Origin of the sequence: Alicyclobacillus pomorum DSM 14955 (assembly GCF_000472905.1) — a bacterium.
GTDB classification, from domain to species: domain Bacteria; phylum Bacillota; class Bacilli; order Alicyclobacillales; family Alicyclobacillaceae; genus Alicyclobacillus_A; species Alicyclobacillus_A pomorum.
In genome coordinates this window covers 54,002-78,368 of record NZ_AXAR01000006.1, presented here as the reverse complement: position 1 = coordinate 78,368, position 24,367 = coordinate 54,002, and the positions used below count along the sequence as shown (strand labels likewise).

The 24,367-nt window shown below is 55.1% G+C and carries 20 protein-coding genes and 2 riboswitches; of the genes, 16 read left to right on the top strand and 4 right to left on the bottom strand.

Annotation, left to right across the window (positions count from 1 at the left end; genetic code table 11):
* Positions 1-14 precede the first annotated feature (14 nt).
* On the top strand, positions 15-1,079 hold the full coding sequence (locus tag YWK_RS0107840) for a class I SAM-dependent methyltransferase (RefSeq protein ID WP_026964365.1): 1,065 nt from the start codon (positions 15-17) through the stop codon (positions 1,077-1,079).
* Between the two features lie 101 nt (positions 1,080-1,180).
* Here YWK_RS0107840 and YWK_RS22420 read toward each other — a convergent pair whose 3' ends face one another.
* The gene (locus YWK_RS22420) at positions 1,181-1,876 is read right to left on the bottom strand and encodes a vanadium-dependent haloperoxidase (RefSeq protein WP_245578554.1); all 696 of its coding nucleotides are present in this window, start codon (positions 1,874-1,876) and stop codon (positions 1,181-1,183) included.
* A gap of 965 nt (positions 1,877-2,841) precedes the next feature.
* A riboswitch (cyclic di-AMP (ydaO/yuaA leader) is annotated at positions 2,842-2,983 on the top strand.
* 466 nt (positions 2,984-3,449) lie between these two features.
* Here YWK_RS22420 and YWK_RS0107830 point away from each other — a divergent pair.
* Positions 3,450-4,841 carry a purine-cytosine permease family protein gene (locus YWK_RS0107830; protein WP_026964364.1) on the top strand — a complete coding sequence of 464 codons (1,392 nt, stop codon included), beginning with the start codon at positions 3,450-3,452 and terminating at the stop codon, positions 4,839-4,841.
* Between the two features lie 154 nt (positions 4,842-4,995).
* Entirely contained in the window at positions 4,996-5,670 is a 675-nt protein-coding gene (locus YWK_RS0107825) for a type 1 glutamine amidotransferase domain-containing protein (RefSeq protein WP_026964363.1), read from the top strand.
* A gap of 163 nt (positions 5,671-5,833) precedes the next feature.
* On the opposite strand, the gene YWK_RS0107820 is transcribed toward YWK_RS0107825, so the two are convergent.
* Entirely contained in the window at positions 5,834-7,093 is a 1,260-nt protein-coding gene (locus tag YWK_RS0107820) for an adenylosuccinate synthase (RefSeq protein WP_026964362.1), read from the bottom strand.
* Positions 7,094-7,272: 179 nt separating this feature from the next.
* Between YWK_RS0107820 and YWK_RS18860 the strand changes: the two genes are divergently transcribed.
* The 6 genes from YWK_RS18860 to YWK_RS0107790 all read left to right on the top strand — a co-directional run bounded on the left by YWK_RS18860 (position 7,273) and on the right by YWK_RS0107790 (position 13,700).
* Positions 7,273-8,181 (top strand): LysR family transcriptional regulator, encoded by a 909-nt coding sequence (locus YWK_RS18860; protein ID WP_051375351.1) that lies wholly within the window; start codon positions 7,273-7,275, stop codon positions 8,179-8,181.
* Complete coding sequence (locus YWK_RS18855; protein WP_051375350.1) at positions 8,181-9,482, top strand: ArnT family glycosyltransferase; 1,302 nt, start codon at positions 8,181-8,183, stop codon at positions 9,480-9,482. The genes YWK_RS18860 and YWK_RS18855 overlap by 1 nt, the downstream gene beginning before the upstream one ends.
* A gap of 134 nt (positions 9,483-9,616) precedes the next feature.
* Positions 9,617-9,744, top strand: a riboswitch (cyclic di-AMP (ydaO/yuaA leader).
* Between the two features lie 7 nt (positions 9,745-9,751).
* Complete coding sequence (locus YWK_RS20905) at positions 9,752-10,861, top strand: C40 family peptidase (protein ID WP_026964361.1); 1,110 nt, start codon at positions 9,752-9,754, stop codon at positions 10,859-10,861.
* 114 nt (positions 10,862-10,975) lie between these two features.
* Positions 10,976-11,614 (top strand): class II aldolase/adducin family protein, encoded by a 639-nt coding sequence (locus YWK_RS0107800; protein ID WP_035466431.1) that lies wholly within the window; start codon positions 10,976-10,978, stop codon positions 11,612-11,614.
* A gap of 35 nt (positions 11,615-11,649) precedes the next feature.
* Positions 11,650-12,426, top strand: coding sequence for a lipoate--protein ligase family protein (locus tag YWK_RS18845; protein WP_051375349.1), 777 nt, complete (start codon positions 11,650-11,652; stop codon positions 12,424-12,426).
* Positions 12,427-12,446: 20 nt separating this feature from the next.
* Positions 12,447-13,700: an MDR family MFS transporter gene (locus YWK_RS0107790; RefSeq protein WP_051375348.1), complete on the top strand. Its 1,254-nt coding sequence runs from the start codon at positions 12,447-12,449 to the stop codon at positions 13,698-13,700.
* A 48-nt stretch (positions 13,701-13,748) separates the two neighbouring features.
* Here the strand turns inward: YWK_RS0107790 and ytxJ are convergent, their stop codons facing one another.
* Positions 13,749-14,072, bottom strand: a complete 324-nt coding sequence (gene ytxJ / locus YWK_RS0107785) for a bacillithiol system redox-active protein YtxJ (protein WP_245578553.1) — start codon at positions 14,070-14,072, stop codon at positions 13,749-13,751.
* 206 nt (positions 14,073-14,278) lie between these two features.
* Here ytxJ and YWK_RS0107780 point away from each other — a divergent pair, with 206 nt between their 5' ends.
* Positions 14,279-14,830, top strand: a complete 552-nt coding sequence (locus tag YWK_RS0107780; RefSeq protein WP_026964357.1) for a hypothetical protein — start codon at positions 14,279-14,281, stop codon at positions 14,828-14,830.
* 58 nt (positions 14,831-14,888) lie between these two features.
* On the opposite strand, the gene YWK_RS0107775 is transcribed toward YWK_RS0107780, so the two are convergent.
* On the bottom strand, positions 14,889-16,181 hold the full coding sequence (locus YWK_RS0107775; protein WP_026964356.1) for a uracil/xanthine transporter: 1,293 nt from the start codon (positions 16,179-16,181) through the stop codon (positions 14,889-14,891).
* A gap of 171 nt (positions 16,182-16,352) precedes the next feature.
* On the opposite strand from YWK_RS0107775, the gene YWK_RS0107770 reads away from it, so the two are divergent.
* The 6 genes from YWK_RS0107770 to YWK_RS0107745 all read left to right on the top strand — a co-directional run bounded on the left by YWK_RS0107770 (position 16,353) and on the right by YWK_RS0107745 (position 24,360).
* Positions 16,353-17,075, top strand: coding sequence for an HAD family hydrolase (locus YWK_RS0107770; RefSeq protein ID WP_026964355.1), 723 nt, complete (start codon positions 16,353-16,355; stop codon positions 17,073-17,075).
* Between the two features lie 169 nt (positions 17,076-17,244).
* Positions 17,245-17,454, top strand: a complete 210-nt coding sequence (locus tag YWK_RS0107765) for a DUF378 domain-containing protein (RefSeq protein WP_342664235.1) — start codon at positions 17,245-17,247, stop codon at positions 17,452-17,454.
* A gap of 197 nt (positions 17,455-17,651) precedes the next feature.
* The gene (locus YWK_RS0107760) at positions 17,652-19,184 is read left to right on the top strand and encodes a Na+/H+ antiporter NhaC family protein (RefSeq protein WP_026964353.1); all 1,533 of its coding nucleotides are present in this window, start codon (positions 17,652-17,654) and stop codon (positions 19,182-19,184) included.
* Between the two features lie 97 nt (positions 19,185-19,281).
* Positions 19,282-20,667, top strand: a complete 1,386-nt coding sequence (locus YWK_RS0107755) for a glucose-6-phosphate isomerase (protein WP_051375347.1) — start codon at positions 19,282-19,284, stop codon at positions 20,665-20,667.
* 40 nt (positions 20,668-20,707) lie between these two features.
* On the top strand, positions 20,708-22,558 hold the full coding sequence (locus YWK_RS0107750) for an ABC transporter ATP-binding protein (RefSeq protein ID WP_245578551.1): 1,851 nt from the start codon (positions 20,708-20,710) through the stop codon (positions 22,556-22,558).
* On the top strand, positions 22,555-24,360 hold the full coding sequence (locus YWK_RS0107745) for an ABC transporter ATP-binding protein (RefSeq protein WP_026964350.1): 1,806 nt from the start codon (positions 22,555-22,557) through the stop codon (positions 24,358-24,360). The genes YWK_RS0107750 and YWK_RS0107745 overlap by 4 nt, the downstream gene beginning before the upstream one ends.
* The last annotated feature ends 7 nt before the right edge of the window (positions 24,361-24,367 follow it).

Sequence of the window (24,367 nt, the reverse complement as noted above, 5' to 3'; positions counted from 1 at the left end):
GAGGAGATGCCGTGATGGTCATGGCACGTGAACAGGTCTTACGAGAGACCGACTGTTCAAGGCCGTTTCAAGAACAGCACATCGGTATGACCAAAACGTTGTCCAATCTGCGCATTGATCTGAGGACGCCGTCTCCGCCAGAAACGCAGAAGTTTATCCGCGACCATATTGTGCGAGACTGGGCCACGGTGTCTTGGAAAGACGTAGGACGGCCGTTTCGGGTGGAGAACTACGCGAGTGGCAAACGGGTTTGGGAAGAGCAAAACGGTGACACCATGCCTGTCCCCGTATCCTGGCAAAAATTCAACAGGTCGTTTCATGAGTGGTTTATCAAAGATGTGCCCACAGAGCGCAGTCGGGTACGTCGGCAAATGATACAAGCGCTATCCACGTTCAAATGGGGCGAGGTTCCGGATCTGTTCACAGAAATGCAGCAGCTCGCACTGTGGAATTTGACACACCGGGTACAAGACGCCATTTGGGATCCGCGTGGAAAACGCGCACTATTTCAGGGATTGCAGGTGCATAGGCCCAAGATCTTGTTTCTCGGCGCTGCTGATGGCTATGAAGCGATGCAGTTGTACGCCATGTATCCCGGTGGGGAAGCCGTACTGGTGGACTACGACGAGTTTTGCAAGACAGACCGTTTTGGCAAGTTTCCCGAGTACTACCCGTTCCTTGGCGTGAATCCGGAGACCGGTGGACACCGTGTCTGGTACAAGGACCAGATGAACACCGACTTTATGGTCGACGATATTCGCAACCTCCCGTTCGGCCAGGAGTTTGACATTGTGCTCAGCGTCGGACTCATCGAGCATTTTCCGGACGAATACAAACCAGAAGCGATAGATTTTCACCGCCGATTCCTCAAGCCTGGCGGCTACGCCATCCTCACGACACCCCGCTTACAATGGAAGTCTCGGTTGTTCTACCACGTCATGGCGGAAGCGATGAACTATACGTATCGTGAACTGATGACCGTGCAGCAGATGGGGCTCTACTTGTACGAAAACGGCTTTGAGATTCTACGCCACGGCATCATTAAGGCGCACAACGGCATTGTGGCGAGGCCGAGGTAGTCACGATGACAGGTGCGTGGAACCAGGATATGAGAGAATAAGAGCAGGACCGAGGAGATTTTCTCCTCGGTTTTTGCTTGTGAGGAATGCTGAGCATTCTATTAGATTGTTATCGTTGTACCGTCAAATTGGGTAAGGGAGAAACCGCCAAACCGTTCGTTGAAAGTAGCCCTGTAATCCCGAAGAATTCCGATGGCAACAGCTTCTCCTAGCTTTAAGCCTTCGCCATCAGAGCGCCAGTGTAGACCGGCAGTGTCACGTCCATGCGTAATATTGGAGGCAAGTTTGTTGAGTTCACCGCCGATTGTTAAAGACGTGCCAGAATAGGGGAGTAACAGTTGTCCGTCTGAGCTAGCCGTTACCGGATTGGGGATCACAAACGATTCATTAAAAAACGCCTTTAGCATAGTCACCATGGCCCCAACAAAGCTAGCGTGACCACCAGGAAACGCAGGATGGGTGGGACATCCTTCCGGATAGCCCATAGGCAGCAGATAAGTGCCATATTTACTATAGACTCGTGAAACAGCTTCTGAATTGAGCAATTCTGGGTTAATTGGGTAGTTGGCGGCGCCGATTAAGCGATTGTGGACGCGCCCTCCGAACTCCTCCGGACGGAGTCGGCGATGGACCAGAAATTTTTGGAACCAAGCAGACTCTAGGGCCACCCGAGCCGCCCGCGCGACCATATCCAGAATGTGCGGCCCACCGAAGGTGGCAAAACCGACTTGAGTCATCGAATCGAAATATGGGTTTCCTGGATCTAGAGCTGACGGCCCAAAACTGAGCAGAATCAAACAAGCACCCAGACCACTGTCGTACGATATCGCTGAACAATCGTAGTGGCTCCGAAAGGAATGTCCTTCCATAGGAATTGGGAAATGAAAGGACCCACGAGGTCACCGGGGATTTTCTCGCGGAACAAGGTACCCGTAGTGACATTACCATTCACTTTTGGACCACGAAAATCAGAAAATTTGGATAGATCAGAAGCGGCAGCCTGAGAGAGGGGGTTGGTGTCAAATTCTGCGAAAGGTACGTCGCGCGTGAGTGCACGCCAGTAGAGCTTGCCCATCTCGCTTGCTTCTCGGGCACTACTGAATGCTGGTGGTACAGCGATACCCAAATGATGACTATCGGGCCCTGCCAATTCGAACGCATAGGTGGCTTGCGGATCAGTGAGCTTGACGACTCCGCCAAGAGGGATGGACTCAAAATCCCCTGGTTTGCCTGTCGTTAACGCATGAATGAAGGCATTGTAGGCGTCGAGATGAACTTCCCCGAGTTGATTGTGTGGGAGAGCCTTAGAATAGTTAGCGATTTTATTGGAAAATAAGTGTTCGTCCCCGTTACAAGGATGGTCCGGGAGAGGTAGCCCCTTTTGAAATTCAGCGGCCTGTGCACGAATACGAAAGGCTTTTTCCAGGCGTTCCTTTGGAGACTAAGGTTCGATTTCGCAGTGAGATTTTGAATGTTTCATTTTCTATCCTCCTGATAGGCATCATGTATTGGGCTCTCATAGAAGTCAACCGTGACAGGTTGTCCAGGATTCGTTCGGGTTGAAGGGAATGTAGCGGAAAGGTCGCATTGCCCTCAACAGAGCCGCTATATCATAGTCAGTTTCTGCTCAATTTGTGTGGACAGCCCTCAATCTGGACGGGCAGTTTTCACGAGCCCGAATCTCGCGATGTCCACAACCTGAAAATGTCATACATTTGCGCTGTGGCCATATTTGATGTAAGGTAAAGAAAGGAACTAACTTCATCAAATAGCGCTGAATTCCCGGGCGGAAGTGAATGACCGTGCGGGAAGCGGGGGAACCAATTTTGGGGTGAAACGTTATCGTGGGGTACCCTTTCTACCCTAACCCGACAGCTAACCTCGTAAGCGTATTGGAAGGAGATGTTTTACATGTTTAAACCCCTCTGCAGCAATCCTCATAAGTTCTGCAAGCAACAATCCCGTCATCGCGAGTGGACTTAGACAACTTCTACAAATTGCGGCTGTTCCATTCGCTCAGCTCCAGCAGTCAGGAGAACATATGTTTGACGTCGTGGGTATAACGTCTACTGTTTTCGTGCCGAGTCACGTCCGTCGTTGACGACGAAGCTCCATCTGCTTCCGTCATATATCCCTGAATTTACCTTGTGCTTTCATCGTCGGAATATCCAAGTGGAATCGTTTCATAGTCCACTGGGATAAAGAGGTAGAAAATACAATAAAAATCAGTGCTTGATAAACGACGTACGCCAAAGTCGTTTTTACGTGTACTTTTATGCCTCCCTGATTGAACACGGCCTACGCCACATCCACAACTTCGTACGTGGAGCACTGAAATCATAGACCGAATGCAACAAGGGGGTACTGTAAATGAAGGTTGAACAGCGTAGCATCGACTATATTCCGGATTCAGAGCGTCACGGTAAAGCACGAGACCTGTTTAACATCTGGTTCAGCAGCAACATGCAACTCACGCCGGTCATGACAGGCGCGGTGGCCATCTCACTCGGCCTCAACGTATTCTGGGCACTCGTCGCCGTCGTGCTCGGCAATCTAATCGGCGGGGTGTTCATGGCGACACACTCCGCCCAAGGGCCGAAGCTCGGCATCCCGCAGATGATTCAAAGTCGCGCGCAATTCGGTGTCATTGGCGCCATCTTGCCACTGATGCTCGTCATGGTCATGTACATTGGATCCGTCTACTACAGTGGCCTACTCGGCGCTCAAGCGATTCATAGCGCCATGCCCCACATTCCAGTATGGTTGGCGATGATTGTTCTCAACGGCGTTACCCTCATTGTCACAACGTACGGTTACGACCTCATTCACGCCGTCGAAAAATACTTCGCCATCCTGTTCGGCATCGTGTTCGTTCTCATCACTGTTGACGCATTTCGCCTGCCATTGCCGGCAAATAGCTGGTCTGCGTCCGGGTTTAAGTTCGGACCGTTCTTGATGGCTCTGAGTATTTGTGCGACGTGGTTGCTCACGTACGCACCGTACGTCGCAGACTACTCGCGATACTTGCCTCGCAACACATCGCCGTGGGCGACGTTTGGATGGACGTACGCTGGTGGCGTTCTCGGCACTGGATGGGCGATGGGGTTAGGCGTAATCTTGGTCGCGGCTTCATCTAAATTCGGTCAAGATCCGACTGGATTCCTTGCACAGATGGTGGGTCACGGTTTAGAACCCGTGGTTTACATGGTCATCGTCCTGGGGATCCTCGGCGTCAACGTGCTGAACCTGTACTGCGCGTTCATGGCGACAGTCACGACCATCGAACCGTTCACAAAGATCAAGGTCACGCCGACGATGCGGTTTGTCATCTTGGCCATCGTCGATGCCATTGGAACATGGATTGGGATTGTCGGACAAGGAAGTCTCATTACCATCATGAACGACTTCATGTTGTTGCTCCAGTACATCATGGTGCCGTGGAGCGCGATTAACTTGGTTGACTACTACCTGCTCCGCCACGGAAACTACAGTGTCAAGGACATTTTCGATGTGAACGGCCAGTATGGAAAGTTCAATTGGACCTGTATTGGTACGTACCTCGTCACCATCGTTGCACAGATTCCGTTCATGCACGTAGACGGTGTATACGAAGGGCCAATCTCCAAAGCGTTAGGTCACGTGGACATCGCATGGATGGTGGCCTTGATATTGCCAGCTGTGATCTACTACTTCGCGATGAAAGCCAAACTCAATACAACAGGCGAACTGCAAGAAATCCGAGCTCGAGCAGCTGTACAATAAACCGACAGTGTTGTGACCAACATGGAACAACATATAGGTTGCTTCAAATTCTAAAGCGACTTGTATAAAATATAATCGAGGAACGCGGATGAACCATCACCGATTGAATCCAACCGCATCACGGATTCAATCGAAAAACAAGGAGGTATCGGCAATGTCCAAGACAAAGCGCATTCTGATGGTCGTGACCAACCACACGAAGATTACGGAGGATCACAAAACCGGACTTTGGTTGGAAGAGTTTGCCGTACCTTATCAGGTGTTTAAAGACAAAGGGTATGACGTGAAAGTGACCAGCATCCAAGGTGGGGAGGTTGCGCTGGATCCCAACAGTGTGCCGGAAGAGAAGAAATCGGAATGGCAAGCTGCGGAAGAGGAGTTAAAACACACGGTGCCACTGAGCAAGGATGATGCAAAAGGGTTTGACGCAATTTTCCTCCCCGGTGGGCATGGCACCATGTTTGATTTTCCGGACAACGAGACCTTGCAATACGTATTGCAGCAATTTGCCGAGGATGGAAAAGTCATTGGAGCGGTTTGCCATGGCCCGGCCGGTCTGGTCAATGTGACATACCAGGACGGTACACCGCTCGTGAAGGGCAAAAAGGTCAATTGCTTTACGAACGCCGAAGAAAAGGAAACCGGTTTGGAAGAGCACATGCCGTTTTTGCTGGAAACCAAGTTGCGTGAACAAGGCGCGGAATTTGTTTGCGGCGAAAAATGGGCTGACTTCTCGGTTCGCGATGGAAACTTGGTGACGGGGCAAAATCCGATGTCCAGCAAGAGCACCGCGGAAAAAGTGATTGAAGCAATTGAAAACCCGGCATAAGTGTCGAGGAAACCATGACACTGTTTGTCACCGAACTCCGTTTGAATCGGAGAGGCTGACGGGAAGCACCGGCAAAATGGGACTTTTGCCCGGTGCTTCTTTGTCATCTTGCGCCTCTTAGACAGTGGGATTACAGCATTACGGTCTAGGCCGCAGACTCCATTTACCGCACAATCGTTTGCTTCCTATCTGGCCCCACCGACACGTACTTGATGGGCACGCCGACCGCTTTTTCCACGTAGGCGATGAATGCCTGCGCGTTTGCCGGCAGCGCATCGTACGACGTGATATCCGACAGGTCCTCGTCCCAACCAGGCAAGGTCTGGTACACGGGCTTCACCTGCTCCATTTCGTGCGCGAGCAGTGGCATGTCGTGCACAGTGCCGTGCAGTTCATATCCCGTGCAAACGGCCACTTCCTTGAGCCCGCTCAAGACGTCCAATTTCATGAGCGCCAGCTCTGTGTATCCGTTGAGCCACGTTCCGTATCTGAGTGTCGGCAGGTCCAGCCAACCGCATGTACGCTTGCGGCCCGTGGTTGCACCGTATTCATGGCCTTTCTCCCGCAGATAGTCGCCGATTTCGTTGTCGAGCATCGTCGGGAACGGCCCCTCGCCCACGGCGGTGGTGTACGCTTTCGTGATGCCCGTCACGCGCTTGATGGCCGTTGGCGGAATGCCGGCACCCACGGACGTTGCTCCGGAAATCGGGTTGGAGGAGGTGACAAACGGGTAGACGCCCCAGTCGAGATCGCGCATGACGCCGAGTTGGCCCTCAAGGAGTACGTGTTTGCCTGCCTGTACCGCGTCGCGTACCAACGGAATCGTATCCTTGATGTATGGCAGCAGTACTTCGCGCGCTGCCATCAATTCGTTCCACATCTCCTCAAACGATCCGCTGACCTCTTCCATCCCGGGCATCCGCCGCAACTTGAGGTCAAACGCGCCCTTCAGACGCTCGCGGAACCGTTCCAGATCTTTCATTTCACCAATCTGCAGTCCGAAGCGACCGGTCTTGTCTTGGTAGGCAGGACCGATGCCTTGTAAGGTGGTCCCGACTTTCTTGGACCGGGTTTGCTCTTCGTACTGGTCTTGCCAGATATGATAGGGCAGCACCATATGGGCGCGTTCGGAGATCACCAGATTGTCGATGGCGATACCAGCGTCCTGCAGCGTCTTGAGCTCTTTCACCAAATTTGCCGGGTGAATGACAACACCAGCGCCGAGTACACATACCGTCGATGGGTTGAAGATCCCGGATGGGACAAGATGTAGGGCAAACTTGCCGAAGTCGTTGACGATGGTATGTCCAGCGTTCCCACCGCCTTGGTAACGGATGACCATATCCGCCTCGACGGCGAAGTAATCCACCATCTTTCCTTTGCCCTCGTCGCCGAACTGTGCGCCAACCACTGCATGCACCATATGCGCACCCTCCTCAATTCAAACTCATCTCAATATTTCGTTCACATTTCCCAACAGCACCGAGCTGGAAAAGTTGATCACATTCATTAGTGTATGACGACCGTATCTATGTGTAAAATTGATTTGTCGCATACGATGTATACGGATTTCGTATATATCTTCGCCTTGGGGGTGTAGGGATGTTTCAATTGCTTGAGACGTTCGTTCACATTGTTGAGCAAGAGACGCTGGTCAAGGCCGCGGCGACCATGCACTTGACGCAACCGACGGTCAGCCGCCACGTGCAACAACTTGAACAACAGTGCGGTATGCCTCTGTTCGACCGCATTGGCAAGAAACTGGTACTGAACCGCGCGGGCGAATTGGTGTATCGCTACGCAAAGCGGCACTTGGCACTTGCTGAGAAAATGCGAGACGAATTGAACAGCTTCACAGATCCGGAAGTGGGCAACGTGTATTTGGGTGCGGGCCTGACTCCCTCCATCTACCTTCTGCCACCGCTGCTTGCGCTATTCAGAGAACAGCATCCGGGCGTGACATTTTATGTGCGGACCGGATCCTCCAAAGAAACATTAGATGCTTTGATGCAACGGGAGGTGGATGTCGGCATTGTCACCACATTCCAAGACCAAGAAGGAGAACTGCTAGGCACGCCGCTTCTCGAAGATGACCTGTTGCTGGTGGCGGCTCCGACACATCCACTGGCAGAGCGAGGTAGCGTCACCTTGGAGGAAGCTGTGCAATACCCGTTTGTCTTGATGAAACAAGGGTCTGGTCTCCGCAAAATGTTGGCGGACATTACGGCGGAACGAGACTTGCCACTCACGATTGCCATGGAAACGGACAGCTTGGAGAGCATCAGCCGCCTGGTGCAGCACGGTGTGGGGATTTCCTGTCTACCTCGCTCCTCCGCAATGGATGACGTGGGGCAGGGGCGCTTACGCGTCATTCAGCTGGAGGATGCTCAACTCGGAGCGCGAACGATTACGCTCGCCATGCGCAAAGACAGCATTATTCCGGCGTGCGCTGCGCAGTTTTGCACGTATTTGCGGCAATGGTTTGCGTCGAAAGACAGGAGGCCGAAGTAGTGACGAAAGCGTCTACCATCTCATCGTCGTTCAACAGTCCGCAACAGTGGCCGCATGGGCGATGGCTAACCGTGTTGATTGCGGTAAATCTTGTGATTCGAGGGCTTTGGCTCTGCTTTGTGCATCCGCCACAGCTCTACGATTTTCAGTGGTATTACACGCACGCGGTGCAGATTCTTCACGGCCAAGGATACGTCTGGTACGGGCACTACACGGCGTACTGGCCGATGGGGTATCCGTTTTTCCTGGCCGCTTTGTTCCGCCTGTTCGGCCCTTCCGTGGAGATTGGCCTCATCGCAAACGCGCTGCTCAGTACAGGCGTTGCTGTGCTTGTGTACGCTTTGACTTATACCGTGGTTCAATCGCCCCGCACGGCGTTTGTCGCGGCACTGGGGTACACCCTGTTGCCGAGTCATATCGAGTGGAATGCAGTGCTTGGTTCTGAGGAGTTATACACCTTTCTACTCATGTTGAGCCTTTGGGTGTTCTCGCTTCACGCGATGCGCAAGCGGTTGCTGTTGGTGGCGTTGTCTGGGGCGGTCCTCGGCATTGCGTGCATGGTCCGACCCATTGCGATGTTGTTTCCGATTGGCGTACTGGTGTACGAACGCTGGATAGCGCGCCAGTCGTGGCGGCAAACCGTGTTGGTGACGGCAATATTCACGGTTGCACTGGTTCTCGGGATCCTGCCCGCCACCGTGCGCAACTGGATGACGATGCATCACTTCATCCTCGTCTCCACCAATGGCGGCGTGGACCTCTGGCAAGGGACCAAGGCGGATGGCGTGTATTTTTGGTCTTGGGATCCGAGGGTGAATCCGCTGCTTCCGTACCAGCAAGATGATTTCCTGGAGAACAAGGTGGGGATGCACGTCGCGCTGTCGTACATCCTGCATCACCCGATGTCTACCATCGTGCACGGCTTCGCCAAGTGGTTTTTCTTGTATTGGCAGGACACCAACGTCGTCGGTGTCACGTTCGGTCAATTACGACCCGCGTGGTCTGCTGGGCAGCTTCTCGCCGCGGAAGTGTGCAACACGGTGGCGTACTACGTCTGGATGGCGCTCGCTGTCTTCGGATTGTGGGTGGTTGCGCGGGGCAAGGTACAGGTACGACCCGTGTGGTGGTTTCCGCTGCTGTACGTTGCGTACAATACAGCGCTGTTCTTCTTTTTCCCGGCTTGGGACAGGTTTCGATACCCCATGATGCCGTGTCTGGCGGTGTTGTTCGGCGTGGGCTGCTCTGTGTTATGGGGGCGGTGGATTCAAATCAAAGGCAGACAAAATCTTACAATAGAATGATCTTTTCATAAAATGTGGACGAATATGGAATGGATTTACCACCATGTAAACAATTTTGCATTGCGGATGTGCAAATTGCTTCATAAACTCGTGGATAAACAGGTACCGCTTGGCCAAGCGCGGTGATAGATGAAAATCAAAGAAGTCCGAATCGAAAGAGCGGGGGACTTATTTATCATGGGGTGAATCGCGAATGTTTTCGCGTAGGGCACCTTCTACCCGAACCCGTCAACTAACCCCGTAGGACGTAGAAGGGATTGTTGTAGTGCATGTTCAAAAAACAGTGGCTTGCTGCCACAGCTAGCAGTGTCTTTGCTATGGCCGCCATGTCCTCAACTGCCTTTGCCAACACCACCTACAAGGTGAAGTCGGGGGACACGTATTCCAAGATTGCGCGTGCACAGCATCAACCACTGGCCGTCCTCGAGGCCATCAACAACGCGAAGTCTAGTCTATTGTACCCCGGACAAATCCTCCAGTTGGCAACACCATATTGGGTAAAGCCAGGAGATTCCGTTTGGAAGATTTCCCGTACGTACGACGTATCAGAGGCCGATATCATCCGTTGGAACCACTTGACAAACCCAAATCTGATTTACGCTGGAACGACGTTGTGGCTCGGTGAGAGCGAGAGTAGTACAAGCGAAACGTACACTGCGCGGAGCGTGTCTCGTGCGGCTCACGTCGTGCCTCAAGTGCATTCTCACGTCACAGGCACGAAACATACCGTGACAAGTGAGACATCCACCACGCGGAACGTGTCTCGCGCGGTTCATGTCGCGCATGCAGTGCGTTCGCACGTCACAGGCGTAAAACATGCCGTCCCTAGTGAGACATCTACCACGCGGAACGTGTCCCGTACGGCTCATGTCGAGGATACAGTGCGTTCGCACGTCGCACCTGTGAAACCTGTCGTCTCGAGCTCTACATCTTCTGCGCGGAAAGTCTATGCTGCGGCTGAGATGGCGCCCGCAGTACGCTCGTATGCTGCACCTGCGCAATCTTCCGTTACCGGCTCTGAAGTCGTAGCGTACGCAGAAAAGTTTATCGGTACGCCGTACCAATGGGGCGGAACGTCCGCGGCGGGCTTTGACTGCTCGGGTTTGGTTCAAAAGGTTTACGGCCATTTCAATGTGTCGCTGCCTCGGACTTCCTATGCTCAGGCCCAGGCTGGCCCTTCGGTGAGCAAATCCAATCTCCAACCTGGAGACCTTGTGTTTTTCAACACCACTGGTAGCCCGGATTCTCACGTCGGCATTTACGTGGGCAATGGCCAGTTCCTGTCAGCTACTTCGTCACACGGTGTGGTAATCCAAAACCTGAACAACCCGTACTACTGGGGGCCGCGGTACACGGGTGCGGTTAACCCACTGGCGTAAGTTGGTGTATTACTGGTCATCCACAGTTTGGAACCTCAGTCAGAGACTTGTTCTGAATGAGGTTCCTTTTTTATGCTCACTTTTTGTAACATGTAGAATGAGGTGGAATCCGTCATGGCTGATGTGAGGAAGCTGGTTTGCCAAGTGGCACAGCGCATGGCAAATGCAGCGCTAGCGCTTGGAACTGCGGGAAACGTCAGTGCGCGATTGGATGACAAGACCATCGCCATCACGCCAACCGGCGTCCCGTACGACCGTCTGTGTGAAGACGATATTGTCGTGGTCGACATTCACACGCGGCGCGTCGTCTCTGGGCACTTGAAGCCGTCTTCAGAGACGCCGATGCATACGGAAGTGTATGCGAGGAGATCTGACATCCACGGCATTGTACATACACATTCGCTGTACGCGACCGCGTTTGCTGTCGCCGGTCAGTCGATTGAAGCGGTGCATTACGTGATTGCCACCATGGGAGATCACATTCCTGTGGTGCCCTACTTCACCTACGGTACCGAAGCGCTCGCACAAGCCGCCGCAGAGGCACTACAAACCGTGAAGGTGGCGCTGTTGGCCAACCACGGTGTGCTGGCGCTCGGAAAGGACCTCGAGGAAGCGTACTATCACGCAGAGGCGGTAGAGTATCTCGCACAGTTGCAGTACCTGGCAAAAGGACTCGGAGGCCCGCAGGTGCTCACGCCTTCGCAGATTGCAGAAGTGATGGAGAAGTTTCAAGGGTATGGACAACGCGGATGAGTCCTATGGACTTAGGGGATGAGGAGGGAACGCCTGTGACGCTGGTACTACCGTGGCCCGCAAGGCTCGAGATCGAGTGGATAGACGACGTGGAACATCCACAAGCAAACATGGACTTAGATCCGCAGCTCGGCACAGACGTCGCCTCCGGCCGACGCCCACCATTGATTCGACTGTGGCGGGCGGCCAAACACCGTGGCATCGGTGTGAGTCGCAAGGATGTTGCCACAGAGGCTGGCCAGCGTGCGATGCAATCCCTCATACAGGACGGATACAGTGTGGTTGTGCGGCAAACGGGAGGGACGGCTGTTCCCCAGGGAGAAGGGGTCTTGCATGTATCGTATCTCTTCCCGAGGCTGCCGTACACCGTCACGACCGATGATTATTATCGGATGTTATGCGGCCCTATCATCGAGTGGCTGGGCACGCACGGCTGTCGTGCCACGACCGGAGAGTTGCCTGGCAGTTATTGTGACGGCAAGTACAACGTCCTGGTCAATGAGCAGAAGTTGGTTGGTACGGCCCAGGCGTGGAGGGGCGGACTGGCCGGCATGAAGTCCGCGCGCCCAGGGTACATCTTGGCCCACGCCTGTATTGTCGTTGATGTGGACATGGAGTGGGCGACGGGGCTCATCAATCGCTTTTACGAGGAGGCGGGCAATCCGTACCGCGTGGACGCTTCGACGTCCACCACGCTTCGTGAATGCCTGCCTGGGCTGTTTCAGGGCGCTTCGGCCAGCGAGGCCACGCACATTGCCCTCAGAGATTTGCAGCAATTTTACCGTGCGTATCTTTCTCATGTTTGCGACTGATGCAGAAGCGGTGATGGTGTGTGAAATCGGCTCTGAATGCGGTTCGAAACGTAAAACAGGATTACCCGTTCATCGTCTGGATGCTCGGACTCGGGTGTTTTCTGAACGTGGGAGGCCTGTCTCTGCTCTGGCCGGTGAACGCCATCTATATTCACTCCGTGCTACATCAGCCACTGACGGTGGCGAGCTTGGTGCTCATGGTGTATTCCGCGGCTGGGTTCATCGGAAGTTATATCGGTGGGCGCATGTACGACCGCTTTGGTGCGACACCAGTACTGCTCCTCGGATTGATGTTATCGGCGGTGGTGATTCTGGTTCCCGTCTTTTCGCCCGACTGGTACCTGTACATTGCCGTCATGGCTGTGTTCGGCACCACGTGCGCGATTCCGTTTCCCGTCATGAACGCACTGGCGGGACACGCTTGGCCGGAGGGCGGACGGAGGACGTTTAACTTTCTGTACGTCGCCAACAACCTCGGCGTCGCCGTCGGGACTGCGATTGGCGGCGTGCTGGCTCAAATATCGTTCCTGTCGGTGTTCATCGGAATTAGTGTGGCGTACTTGATACTCATCCTACTTATCCTGACGGTATTGCAACAGCCGTTTGCCGCTGTGGCTTCGCGGCGCAATCAGCAGGCTGAGGCCGACTCCCATGGAGACGTGCCGGCAAGCATGTTGCCGAAGGTGCCTTGGGTTCCGATTGGCGTATTGTTTGTCGGGTACATCTTGGCCTGGGGGATTTACGTACAGTGGCAAAGTACCATCTCGGTCTATATGAAATCATTAGGTTATCCACTGGCTTCGTACAGCGTGCTCTGGACCTTGAACGGACTGCTCATCTTCGTGGCGCAACCGCTCATATCTAAGGTGGTTCGGCGGCTACAAGCCCTGAGTACGCAAATGATCTTAGGGACCGCGTTGTACGCTCTGGCGTACTTGTTGCTGTTGGTCGGGCATGCATATCCGGTGTTTGTGGCCGCCATGGTGGTAATGACGGCGGGAGAGCTGTTTGTGTGGCCAGCGATTCCCTCTGCAGTGGCCGTCCTGGCACCGGAGCACCGGCTTGGCACGTTGCAAGGTTTGGTCGCGAGCTGTGCAACGCTCGGCCGCATGATAGGACCGGTTTTTGGCGGCGTCTTATACGACCGCACCTCGATAACAGTATTGCTCATGGTGATCTGCGCACTCACCATCTTACCCATTCTCTGTTTCTTTGTGTTTGGTCGCCTGCAGAAGTCGTCGAACGCGATGCATCAGGTGCATCTGGGGGGTTGACTTGTAGCCGCGTTGACCGACGGTGAATCGTTATGTGGCAAAGGCGCGTTATGCCAACGCGCCTTGTAACGCCTGCTCCGTGATGTTCCAATGTGATGCGTGCCAGCGCACCTTGCCGTCGCGGAGGACAATGGCCTGTGGTGACTCGTGTTTGACGCCGTAAGTCGACGCAAAGTAGTTCGACACAGGACGCTCCTCAATGACGCGAATCATATAGACGGGCGCGTTACTCCCCTTTTCAAACTTGACAACCTCGTCGTAGGCAGCCGCGCTGATGGGACATTGCGTGCTGTGTTTGAAGATGACGAGGTCTTCTCCCGCGTGACTTCCAAGCACCTCGTCCAACTGCGCCTCGGATTGTATGGTGACCATGTTCATCCCCCCAGAGTGATCTCCGTGATACCAGTGTGTCACGGTGACACACCAGATGCAACATTTGCTCATCTCGGTATGCGTGAGCTTGGAGGTTTGTGTCACGAACGATTGATTGAGCTTTGAATATTCGGTAATGTATGAAATAAGGGCGATTTGCAAAATTCCACTCGAGTGGTTGAGCACACATAGATGAGGGTTGCGTTTTGCAAATCGCTGATAAGCACGTACGGCATTTCATATCGGGGTGGGACATGGAGAAAGCCATCAATCACGCGACGGACGACGCGCGCCGGGTTCGCCGCAACCGCTTGTACTTCCTCGCAGGATTGGCAGTGGTATTGGCTCTGGGGGGGACATTTGCTCATCTCACGTTGCAGGCCCTGAATGTTCGGGCGACCACCAGCAGTGAGTTTCCGCAGTATGTGGTGGATCACAGGATTGGGCACGCAGAAATTGCGGACGATGAGTCCGGAATGCAGCAAGATTTTTGCGTTGTCCACCTGAACAAGGCGCCTCCGGACAGCCAAATCGCCAATGAGTTGCTCGACTTGTTGAACCATTACCACCAGCTCGATGGAGGTACCATTCTCACAGCCGAATACGATATTCCCGGAACGGGCAAAAACACCATACTCGGTGACGCGGTACTGAACGAAGAGACAAACACTGTGCGCCTGACTGTGAATACGGCGTCGGGCAAGCACGTGGTGGAACGGCACGTGGACTGGAACTCCAAGGACTCGGATGCAAGCTGAGCTCGTCATGGCAGGATAACTCCATTCTGAAACAGGATACAGCAGGCCTATCGCTACGTTACGCGGAGGCCTGTTTCATCTTTTCCCAGGGAAAGGTCTCGAGGACGATGGAGAGGAGAATACCCATTAACATGCCGTTGCCGAGGAGCGGTTGCACGTATCCGGGCAACGTGGAAAAATCATCCGACGGCATGCTCTGAATGGCGAGGCCGACGAGAATGGGCAACGCAATCCGAAAGATACTGCGAAAGTCGAACGTCAGTCCGTCCAGATTGTTCAATGCGGATCCAAACAGCTGAAGGTAAGCGACAAACAACACGGCGTCGCCGACGCTGATGGGCAGCGTGGAGAAAAAGCCGGACAGCGGGGGGATGAAGCCGAACAGGGTGAACATCGCCGCGCCAATGATAAACGGTGTGCGAGAGAAGAGCCGCGTTGTCCGCAAGAATCCGATGGATGACGTGTACGGCGCGTACGGCACAAGCGTAAGCGGACCTGAGACTGCTGTAAATAGTCCTGATAGGACGAGTGACCGTTGATAATCACTGGCTGACAGCGGTTGATGGAACAACGGCTCGGCCGCGCGCAGCGTTGCGACCGTGTTGGTGGTGTTCAAAAGGGCTGTGACCATGCACGTGACGAGGATACCTCGTTGAAAGTGAGGGGCTCCCCAGGAGAATGCCTGAGCGATGTCTTGCCACTTGGGCTGCACCATCGCTGTGCCTGCCCCAAATTGCAGAACGTAGGCAATCCACCCCGTGGCCAGGCCGATGAGAATCGAGAAGTTGCTGAGCAGACCTCTTCCCCAAATGGTCAACGCGCTGACCAGCACCACCAAGCCAATGGACAAGAGGGCAACTGGGCTTTGGATGTGCCCGTACTGCGACACCCCCATCATGCCTTTGAAGAAGATGTCTATCAATTGGGCTGCTAACAGGAACAGCAGTACCGCCATCACGACCGGTGTGAACAGCCGATTCAACACCCGGTGCATCCCCAACGCGCCACAGACCATCACAACGAGGCCGCCGAGAAAGATTCCGACACTGACACTTCCGCCGAGCATGACCATCGGGATACCGGACGCCGTCCCCAACTGTACGAGTCCGAGAATGACGCCCCACCACATGCCGGATTGTCCTTCCATCAGGGGGAACCGATGTCCAAAGAAAACCTGAATTAAACAGGCGAGGCCCGTGATCAAAAACGACCTCGCCATGGCACCAGCGATGGCTTCGGGCGTTTGGTGGAACGCCGTACCGACAGACAACGGAATCACGACGGTGTTGGCAAACATGAACCCGAGCCACTGGATGCCTGCGACGACGTTCACAAATGCATGACGGGACATGCGTGCATGTCACTCCTCTTGTCATGGACAGTGCCGATATCATATCACCTACCTATTGTACACTAGGGTGTCTCTGCGAATGGGATCTTCTGGCCTTTCTTTTCTTTTCGTGCACAGGTTCGATAGTGTTCGAGACTGTTGTACCATGAGGGAAGCACAGGAGGGGATGACATGGGAGAGTACAGGGTTATCTTTTTCGACTTGGATCACACGCTGGTGGATACCAACCTTCAACACAAGCTCAGCCTCGAGAGGACTGTGAAACAGATGTACAACGGGGCGGTTCCCGAGGATTTCATCCCTCGGTTTCTCACACACCACGAAGCCTTGTGGACTTTGTACGACAGACGGGAAATCACCATGACTGAGTTGCGCAGGCTTCGCTTTCTGCGCACCTGGCAGGACTACAATGTGGAGAAGACGGACAGCGAAGCAGACCGGTTTAACGACGTGTACATGTCCACCCTCGAAGAGACCGTGATTGCCTACCCCGGGACGACGGAGATGTTGGAGGCGTTGGCGGCGAAGTACAGACTCGGGGTGGTCACGAACGGATCGCCCGATTTGCAGTGGCGAAAGATGACGATTGCCGGCATTGACCGGTTTATCCCGGAGTCTGCGCTCATTATCTCGGAGCACGTCGGAAAGGCCAAACCCCATCCAATGGTGTACCAAGCGGCGTGCGAGGCGCTGCAGGTCAGCGCCAGAGAGGCGCTGATGGTGGGGGACAATTATCGCGCGGACTATGAAGGCGCCAGAGTGTTCGGCATGGACGCGCTCTGGTACGTTCCAGATCCGGCCATTCCAGGCCGCCATCAGGGGCACGTCGCTGTCCGCAGGGCCGAAGACGTCCTGTCGGCGATTTCCAAAATGGAACAAGCACGGCGGGTCTAAGCCGGGGTCAGCGATTCGTAACATCGCAACGCACTCCGTGGCATTTTGCAAATCCCTCGCACATATGTACGAGTAGGGGCGTCCGCTCATCAGGGGCGTCTACCGAGGACCATGTGGGCGCCGGGGTGGCACTGACACCTCAAGCCGGACGGTGAGGAGGGGATTGGCGGTGCTCGAGAAAGCGGCCTGGTGGCTCGTCTTGATAGGGGCTCTCAACTGGTTGTTGGTCGGCTTCTTTCAGTTCGACGTCGTGGCAGCGTTATGTGGCGGATCTGACGCGTTGGTGAGCCGGATTGTCTACGTGCTGGTAGGCATTGCAGGTGTCTACTTGCTGCCGCAAGCGTTTGGTGTCAACATGTTTTCCAAAAAGATGGACTGATTGATAGATACGGGTAATTGGGTGGGCAACCGATGTTTGCGCGGTGCGCGGGTCGAGTGGAGCGTCCCCTGTGGGATTCTTCGCCCGGCCCTAGACTGTCTTGAGGATTTCCGCGTTGTCCCGTATGAATCCCGCGATGCAGACGCACGTTATGGAAAGACTGTCCTTGGCAGCATCACCAGGAAAGGAGTCTTTCCGTGTACGGAAGCGTCTGGTCGCTTGTTCCATTTCTCATTGTCATTCCCGTTGCCATCTGGACGCGCCAAGTCCTGCCCGGGTTACTGGCAGGGCTGTTGGTGGGTGCGTACATGCTCCATCCGTCTCTTCTGGGCGGTGTGGATGCCACGCTGAACTACATACTGAAGGAACTGGCAGTCCCCGACAACCTGCGGTTGGTCGTATTTCTGTACGGTTTTGGCGCGTTTGTGGGACTTGTGCGCGTGACCGGCGGGGTGAGCGGATTTGCACACTGGATGTCGGAGCGTGTCCAATCCGCCAAGGGCGCGTTTGCGGTCACCTGGCTGTCGTCTGCGGCCACGTTCATGGCGCCAGACTTCCGGATTATCACTGTGGCGCCCGTCATGAAGGAAGTGTTTTCTCGACTGCGCATCTCTCCAGAACGGGTCGCGTTCATCATTGATGTGACGTCCACGCCGCTCTGCGCTTTGGTGCCCATAGGCACGGCATTTGTCGGCTATATGGTCGGGCTCATCAGTACTTCTGCGCGACACCATGAACTGGCGGGGTCGGCGTTCCACGTGTTTCTTCTCAGCCTCCCGCTGAACTTCTTTGCGCTGCTGATGTTGGCGTACGGGTTGTACACCACATTTGCGCCATCGCGAAAACAGGAGGTATCGACCCGCGCCGTCTCGAACCGACACGCCTCCGCCATGTCGACGGAGACGAGATTGCGCCTGACGTCCCAGTTGGCGCAAATGGAGGCTTCGACGGAACTGAGTCCAACGCCGACCCAGGCGTCGAAGAAAGCGCCAAAAGAGGACGAATACGTCGATCCGGTGGAGGTCCTGTCAGAACATGTGCCTCCGAAGCTGTCCAACCTCGCCGTGCCGATTGTGCTGCTCCTCACCCTGACATTATTTTTCACCTGGTGGAGCGGGCACCAACACGCGACGGGTTTTTGGCAGGCGATGGCGGTGGCGGATTCAGCCAGGGCCATGTTGCAGGCCCTGCTCGTTACACTCCTCGCCAGTCTCATCTGGTACGCAGTGCAGCGTCAGCCCATACAAAGAACGCTGTTTGGCGTCATTGCTGGCGGAAACGAAATGATGAACGTCATTGTCCTGTTGGGCCTGGTCTGGGCCGTCTCGGCGGTGTCGAATGATCTCGGCTTTACCGAGTTCACCGAACGAACGATTGGGCACTTGGTTCCACCCGCGTTGATTGCGCCGGTTCTCTTTGCGTTCGGGTGCGTGCTGTCGTACGTCATCGGCAGTTCATTCGGGACGTGGGGCATGCTGCTGCCACTCGGTTTTTCACTCGCTGCTGGGACGGGTGCGTCCGTGCCGCTGATTGCGGGAGCTGTGTTTGCGAGCGGAACGTTCGGCGGCTTTGCGTCGCCACTGAGCGATGGTACCGTCGCCATGGCCACGGTTATGAAACTGCCGGTGATGAACTACGCCCGGTACAAGTTAAAACCCGCCTTGTACGTCGCGGGCGCGTCGACGGTACTGTACGCATTGGCTGGGTGGTTTTTGCCGAGGTTGGCGTGACTGGCGCTGGCATTTGTATCGTTTGCCAACTTGTGCTACGACTGATACTAGCCACCTTTCGGTGGTGCAGTGACATGGCCGGCACTTCCGACATGGGATGTTTGTTGACAAAGAAAGGAGCGACGTCATTGTGATTGATCTCAATGTTCAGTTTGCCAAGGACTACGTCAAAGACGACGAATGGCTCCAGTTGCAGCCGTTTGTCGATGATGCGCATCGGCGCTTGCATGAAGGAAGCGTCCCCGGCGGGGATTTCCTCGGTTGGCTTCACCTGCCGAGCCAAACGCTGCAAAAGGGCCTCGACGATATTCTCGAAGCGGCAGCTGAAATTCGCCAACAAGCGGACGCCCTCGTGGTCATTGGCATTGGCGGATCGTACCTAGGGGCTCGCGCAGCGTTCGAGTGGGCGAAGCCTGAATACTACAACCAGCTGCCGCAAGAATTGCGCGGCGGACCGGAGCTGTACTTCGCTGGCAATCACCTCAGTCCGGTGGCATTGCACCAGTTGCTCACCATCCTCAAGGGCAAGCGGATTTGCCTGAACGTCATCTCCAAGTCTGGAACGACGACGGAACCAGCGGTGGCATTTCGGATTTTGCGCGCATGGTTGCAGGAGCGCGTCGGCCCCGAGGAAGTGCGCAAGCGGATTTACGTCACGACAGACCAGGCCAAGGGCGCGCTGAAAAAGTTGGCGGATGAAGAAGGTTACAAGACGTTTGTCATTCCGGATGACGTCGGTGGTCGGTACTCCGTGCTGACGCCTGTGGGGTTGTTGCCGCTTGCAGCCGTCGGCGTGGACATTAAACAACTGCTTCAGGGGGCCGCAGAGGAAGAGCAAAGGCTCAACACGTCGTCCCTCACAGATAACCCGGCGTACCGCTACGCTGCGGTTCGCAATGCCCTGTATCGCAAAGGAAAAACCACGGAAGTGCTGGCTTACTACGAACCATCTCTGAAGATGTTTGCGGAGTGGTGGAAGCAGTTGTTCGGCGAAAGCGAAGGCAAGGACCTCAAGGGCATTTATCCGTCTTCGGTGGCGTATACCACGGATTTGCATTCGCTGGGGCAATACGTGCAGGAAGGGTACCGCAACCTGTTTGAAACGGTCGTTCAGATCCAGCAGCCGTCGGTTGAACTCACGTTGCCGTCCGACGCGCAGGTCGACGACGGGTTGGAGTACTTGGCCGGAAAGCCACTGTCGTGGGTGAACGACACCGCCCGAATTGCTACGCAACTTGCACATGCGGACGGGCAAGTCCCGAACTTGTTGGTCACCGTGCCAGAGCAAACAGAAAGAGCGCTCGGACAACTGTTCTACTTCTTTGAGCTGGCCTGTGCAATGAGCGGCCTGCTGCTCGGTGTGAATCCGTTCAACCAACCGGGTGTCGAGGCGTACAAGGTCAACATGTTTGCACTGCTTGGGAAGCCAGGATTTGAGGCACAACAACGCGACATTCAGGCACGCCTGAAGAACATGCAATAGGAACCCGTGTAGATATCCTGTACAATAGAATGCGAATGACATGTCGGCGGCGGTGTGCGCAATGCGCCCCGCCGCTCCGTTGTCCGACGACCGAACGGTTCAGGCAATGATGGAGGTGACCGAATTCATGCATCATCCGGTGGAGAGCCCAACGCATTTGCTCAAACAATTTATGCTCTCAAAAAAATGGTCTTATCTCGTTTCCATCTTGTCCATCGTTGCCTCCGAAATCGTGATGGTGCAGTTTCCGAACATTCTCGGACGCTTCACAGATACGTTGAAAGCGGGCCGTTTGACGGGAGGCCAACTGCTGCATTACGTGTGGTGGCTCTTGGCTGTAGGCACCGGGTACGTCGTGTTGTACGGCATTGGCCAGTTGCGAAATGGTCAACTTGGCAGAGAGTTCGAGTACCGGTTGCGACGACGTTTGTTCCGACACTGGGAGTCCTTGTCGACCGCGTACTTTCGGCAGCGCAGCATCGGGGATCTCCTCAATCACGCGATGAACGACGTGCGCGCTGTCCGTGATGCGCTGACGGGCGGCATGAACCTGCTGACAAACGCGGTGTTCCTGCTCATCACCACGCTGTTCATGACGTTCCGAACCGTCAGTATCAAACTCACACTGGTTAGTATGATCCCGCTGCTGGCGCTGCCAATCTTCATCATTTGGTGGGGGCCGCGCATTCGCAATGCCTTGCGAGAAGCGCAGGAAGCGCTCTCCGAGATGGCGGCTGTCACGGAAGAAAGCCTCTCGGCCATCCGCCTCATCAAGGCGACCGCGAACGAGGATGTGGAGGCAAATCGATTCGCGGACAAGGTAGATCTGATTGTTCGCCGTCAAATGGCCGTGTTTCGGCAAAGCGGCTTGTTTCAGACGCTGATTCCGTTCACAGGGTCGGTCAGTTTCGCGATTGCCTTGTCGTACGGCGGTTACCTGACGATAGACGGGCAAATCCCACTTGGGGCGTTTGTCGCCTTTACTTTGTACCTGGCGATGTTGATAACGCCACTGCAGCAAATGGGGTTCGTGTTTAACTACTTCCAGCGCGCATCGGCCTCGCTCAAACGGCTGGAGGTGCTCCTCGGAGAGGAACCGGACATCAAAGACCCGGAACATCCGGTAGATGTGGACCAGATCACCGGAGACATCGAAGTGGATTTGCCAGAGTTTCGCTACCCGGACGGAGTGCAACCGGCTCTTCTGGACATCCATTTCCGCGTACGCAGTGGTCAGACCATTGGGATTGTCGGTCGTACCGGGGCTGGGAAAACGACGCTGGTCAACCTGTTGCCGCGAATTTTCGATCCGCCGAAAGGCACGGTCCGCGTCGACGGCTACGACGTTCACAGCCTGCGGTTGAAAACGTTGCGCGAAAGCATTGCCTACGTGCCCCAGGACGGGTTTTTGTTCTCTACGACGATTGGCGAAAACATCGGTTTCTCTCGTGAGGACGCCTCCAGAGAGGAGCTTCTGGAAGCGGCCGACAACGCTTGTTTCCGGAACGAAATCGAGTCATTTCCAGACGGGCTGGATACGCTCATCGGAGAGCGCGGGGTGGCTTTGTCCGGCGGCCAGAAGCAGCGCGCGGCGATTGCCCGGGCGTTCCTGAAAGACGCACCGATTCTCATTCTCGACGACAGCCTGTCCGCCGTGGACATGAATACGGAAAAGCAGATTCTAGAAAACGTTCGCCGCATCCGGCGTGGGAAGACAACGCTCATCGTCGCCCATCGGCTGTCCGCTGTCCGCCATGCAGATGTCCTTCTTGTGCTGGACAAAGGGCGCATTGTCGAGCGCGGCACGCACGACGAACTGGTTCAACAGGGTGGCTTGTACGCGTCACTGTACGCACTCCAGGAGGCGGCAACGGAGGAGGTGAGGGCGTGAAGACACAAACGGAACAAGGAGCGCCAAGGCGCAAGGGGATTGGCAGTCTACTGCGGCTCTTGCCGTACGCCAAGCCGTATCGCTGGCACTTTGCAGCGGTTGTTCTGCTCGTCCTCGTATACAACGCCACGTCCGTTCTGCAGCCTTACCTCGTCAAGGTGGCCATCGACGACGACATTTCTGCCCCGCATCCCAACATGCGCGGATTGTGGACGGTCAGCCTCCTCTACGTGATGGTTGTCCTCGTCAGTTTGGTCGCCAACTACGTCCAGATACTGATTGTCCAGTATTCGGGACAGAATGTGATTCGTGAAATCCGCTTGGCGCTGTTCAAGCATATTGAGCGCCAGTCGATGGCTTTCTTTGACACCAACGCCATCGGCCGCCTGGTGACCAACGTGTCCAACGACACAGAAACGGTGAGCCAGTTCTTCACAAACTTTTTCTTGAGTATGCTGCGCGACGGGCTGTCCCTGGTGATGGTCATTGTTGCCATGTTTGAGCTCGACGTGCGGATTGCCTCGTACTGCATGGTGTTGATTCCGCTTCTGTTTGGCATCTCGGCCGTCTTTCGAAAGCGCCTGCGGGGCGCCTACCAGACGACGCGGACTCGGTTGTCCAACACCATGGCGTTTTTGGCGGAAAACTTGGCGGGCATTCGCATCATCCAAATCTTCCACCAGGAACGTCGACAGGCTCGCCAGTTTGAGGAACTCAATGTTCGCCACAGGTCCGCCAACGTCCGTGAGTACCGCATTTCCGTGATGTTTAACCGGACGTTCGAAATGCTCGGCAACGCGGCGGTGGCGGCCGTCGTCTGGATTGGCGGCGGTGCGGTTCTGCACGGTGCCATCCTGTTTGGCACGCTGTATGCGTTCATCAACTACATTCGGCAGTTCTTCCAGCCGATTAACTCCATTACGCAACAGTGGAATACGTTGCAGTCCGCGGCAGTGGCGGCGGACCGGATTGGCAACATCTTGTCCGTCGAGCCGGCTATCGTGGACGCTCCAGATGCCAAGCCCATTACACCGACAGACGTGCGAGGAGAAGTAGAGTTTCGAGGCGTGTCGTTTGCCTACAAGGAAGGGCAGCCTGTGCTCCGCGACATTTCCTTTCACATCGAGCCGGGTTCCTTTGTGGGATTCGTCGGTCCGACAGGCGCGGGCAAGAGTTCCTTGATGAGTTTGCTCGTCCGTTTTTACCATCCGACCAGCGGCCAGGTTTTGCTTGACGGCACCGACTTGCGCGAATTTCGCCAGCGCGATTTGCGTAAAGTCATTGGCCTCGTCCTGCAGGAAGCCAATTTGTTCACAGGCACGGTCTTGGACAACATCCGATTGTTCCGCGAGGACATCTCAGAGGAACAAGTGGTCGAAGCGGCGAAAGCCGTTGGAGCGCACGACATAGTGCAAAAGCTTCCGGATGGGTATCACACACATCTGTACAGCAAGGGCGCCAATTTGTCGATGGGCGAGCGGCAATTGATTTCGTTTGCCCGGATTGTCTGTCTGAACCCGCGCGTCTTGATTTTGGACGAGGCCACAGCAAACCTCGACAGCAAGACCGAGGAACTGGTCAGCCGCGGTCTGCAGGCGGTGGCGCAGAATCGAACCACTCTCGTGATTGCGCATCGCTTGTCCACCATTCGTCGCGCGGACTGCATCTACGTATTGGAACGCGGTCACATCGTCGAGCGCGGAAGGCACGAGGAGCTGCTCGCGCTCGGTGGACTCTATGCGGAATTGCACGCCAAGTCGGGGATTGAGTATGAATCTCCGCAAATCGAGCAACCTAATTAGGAAAATG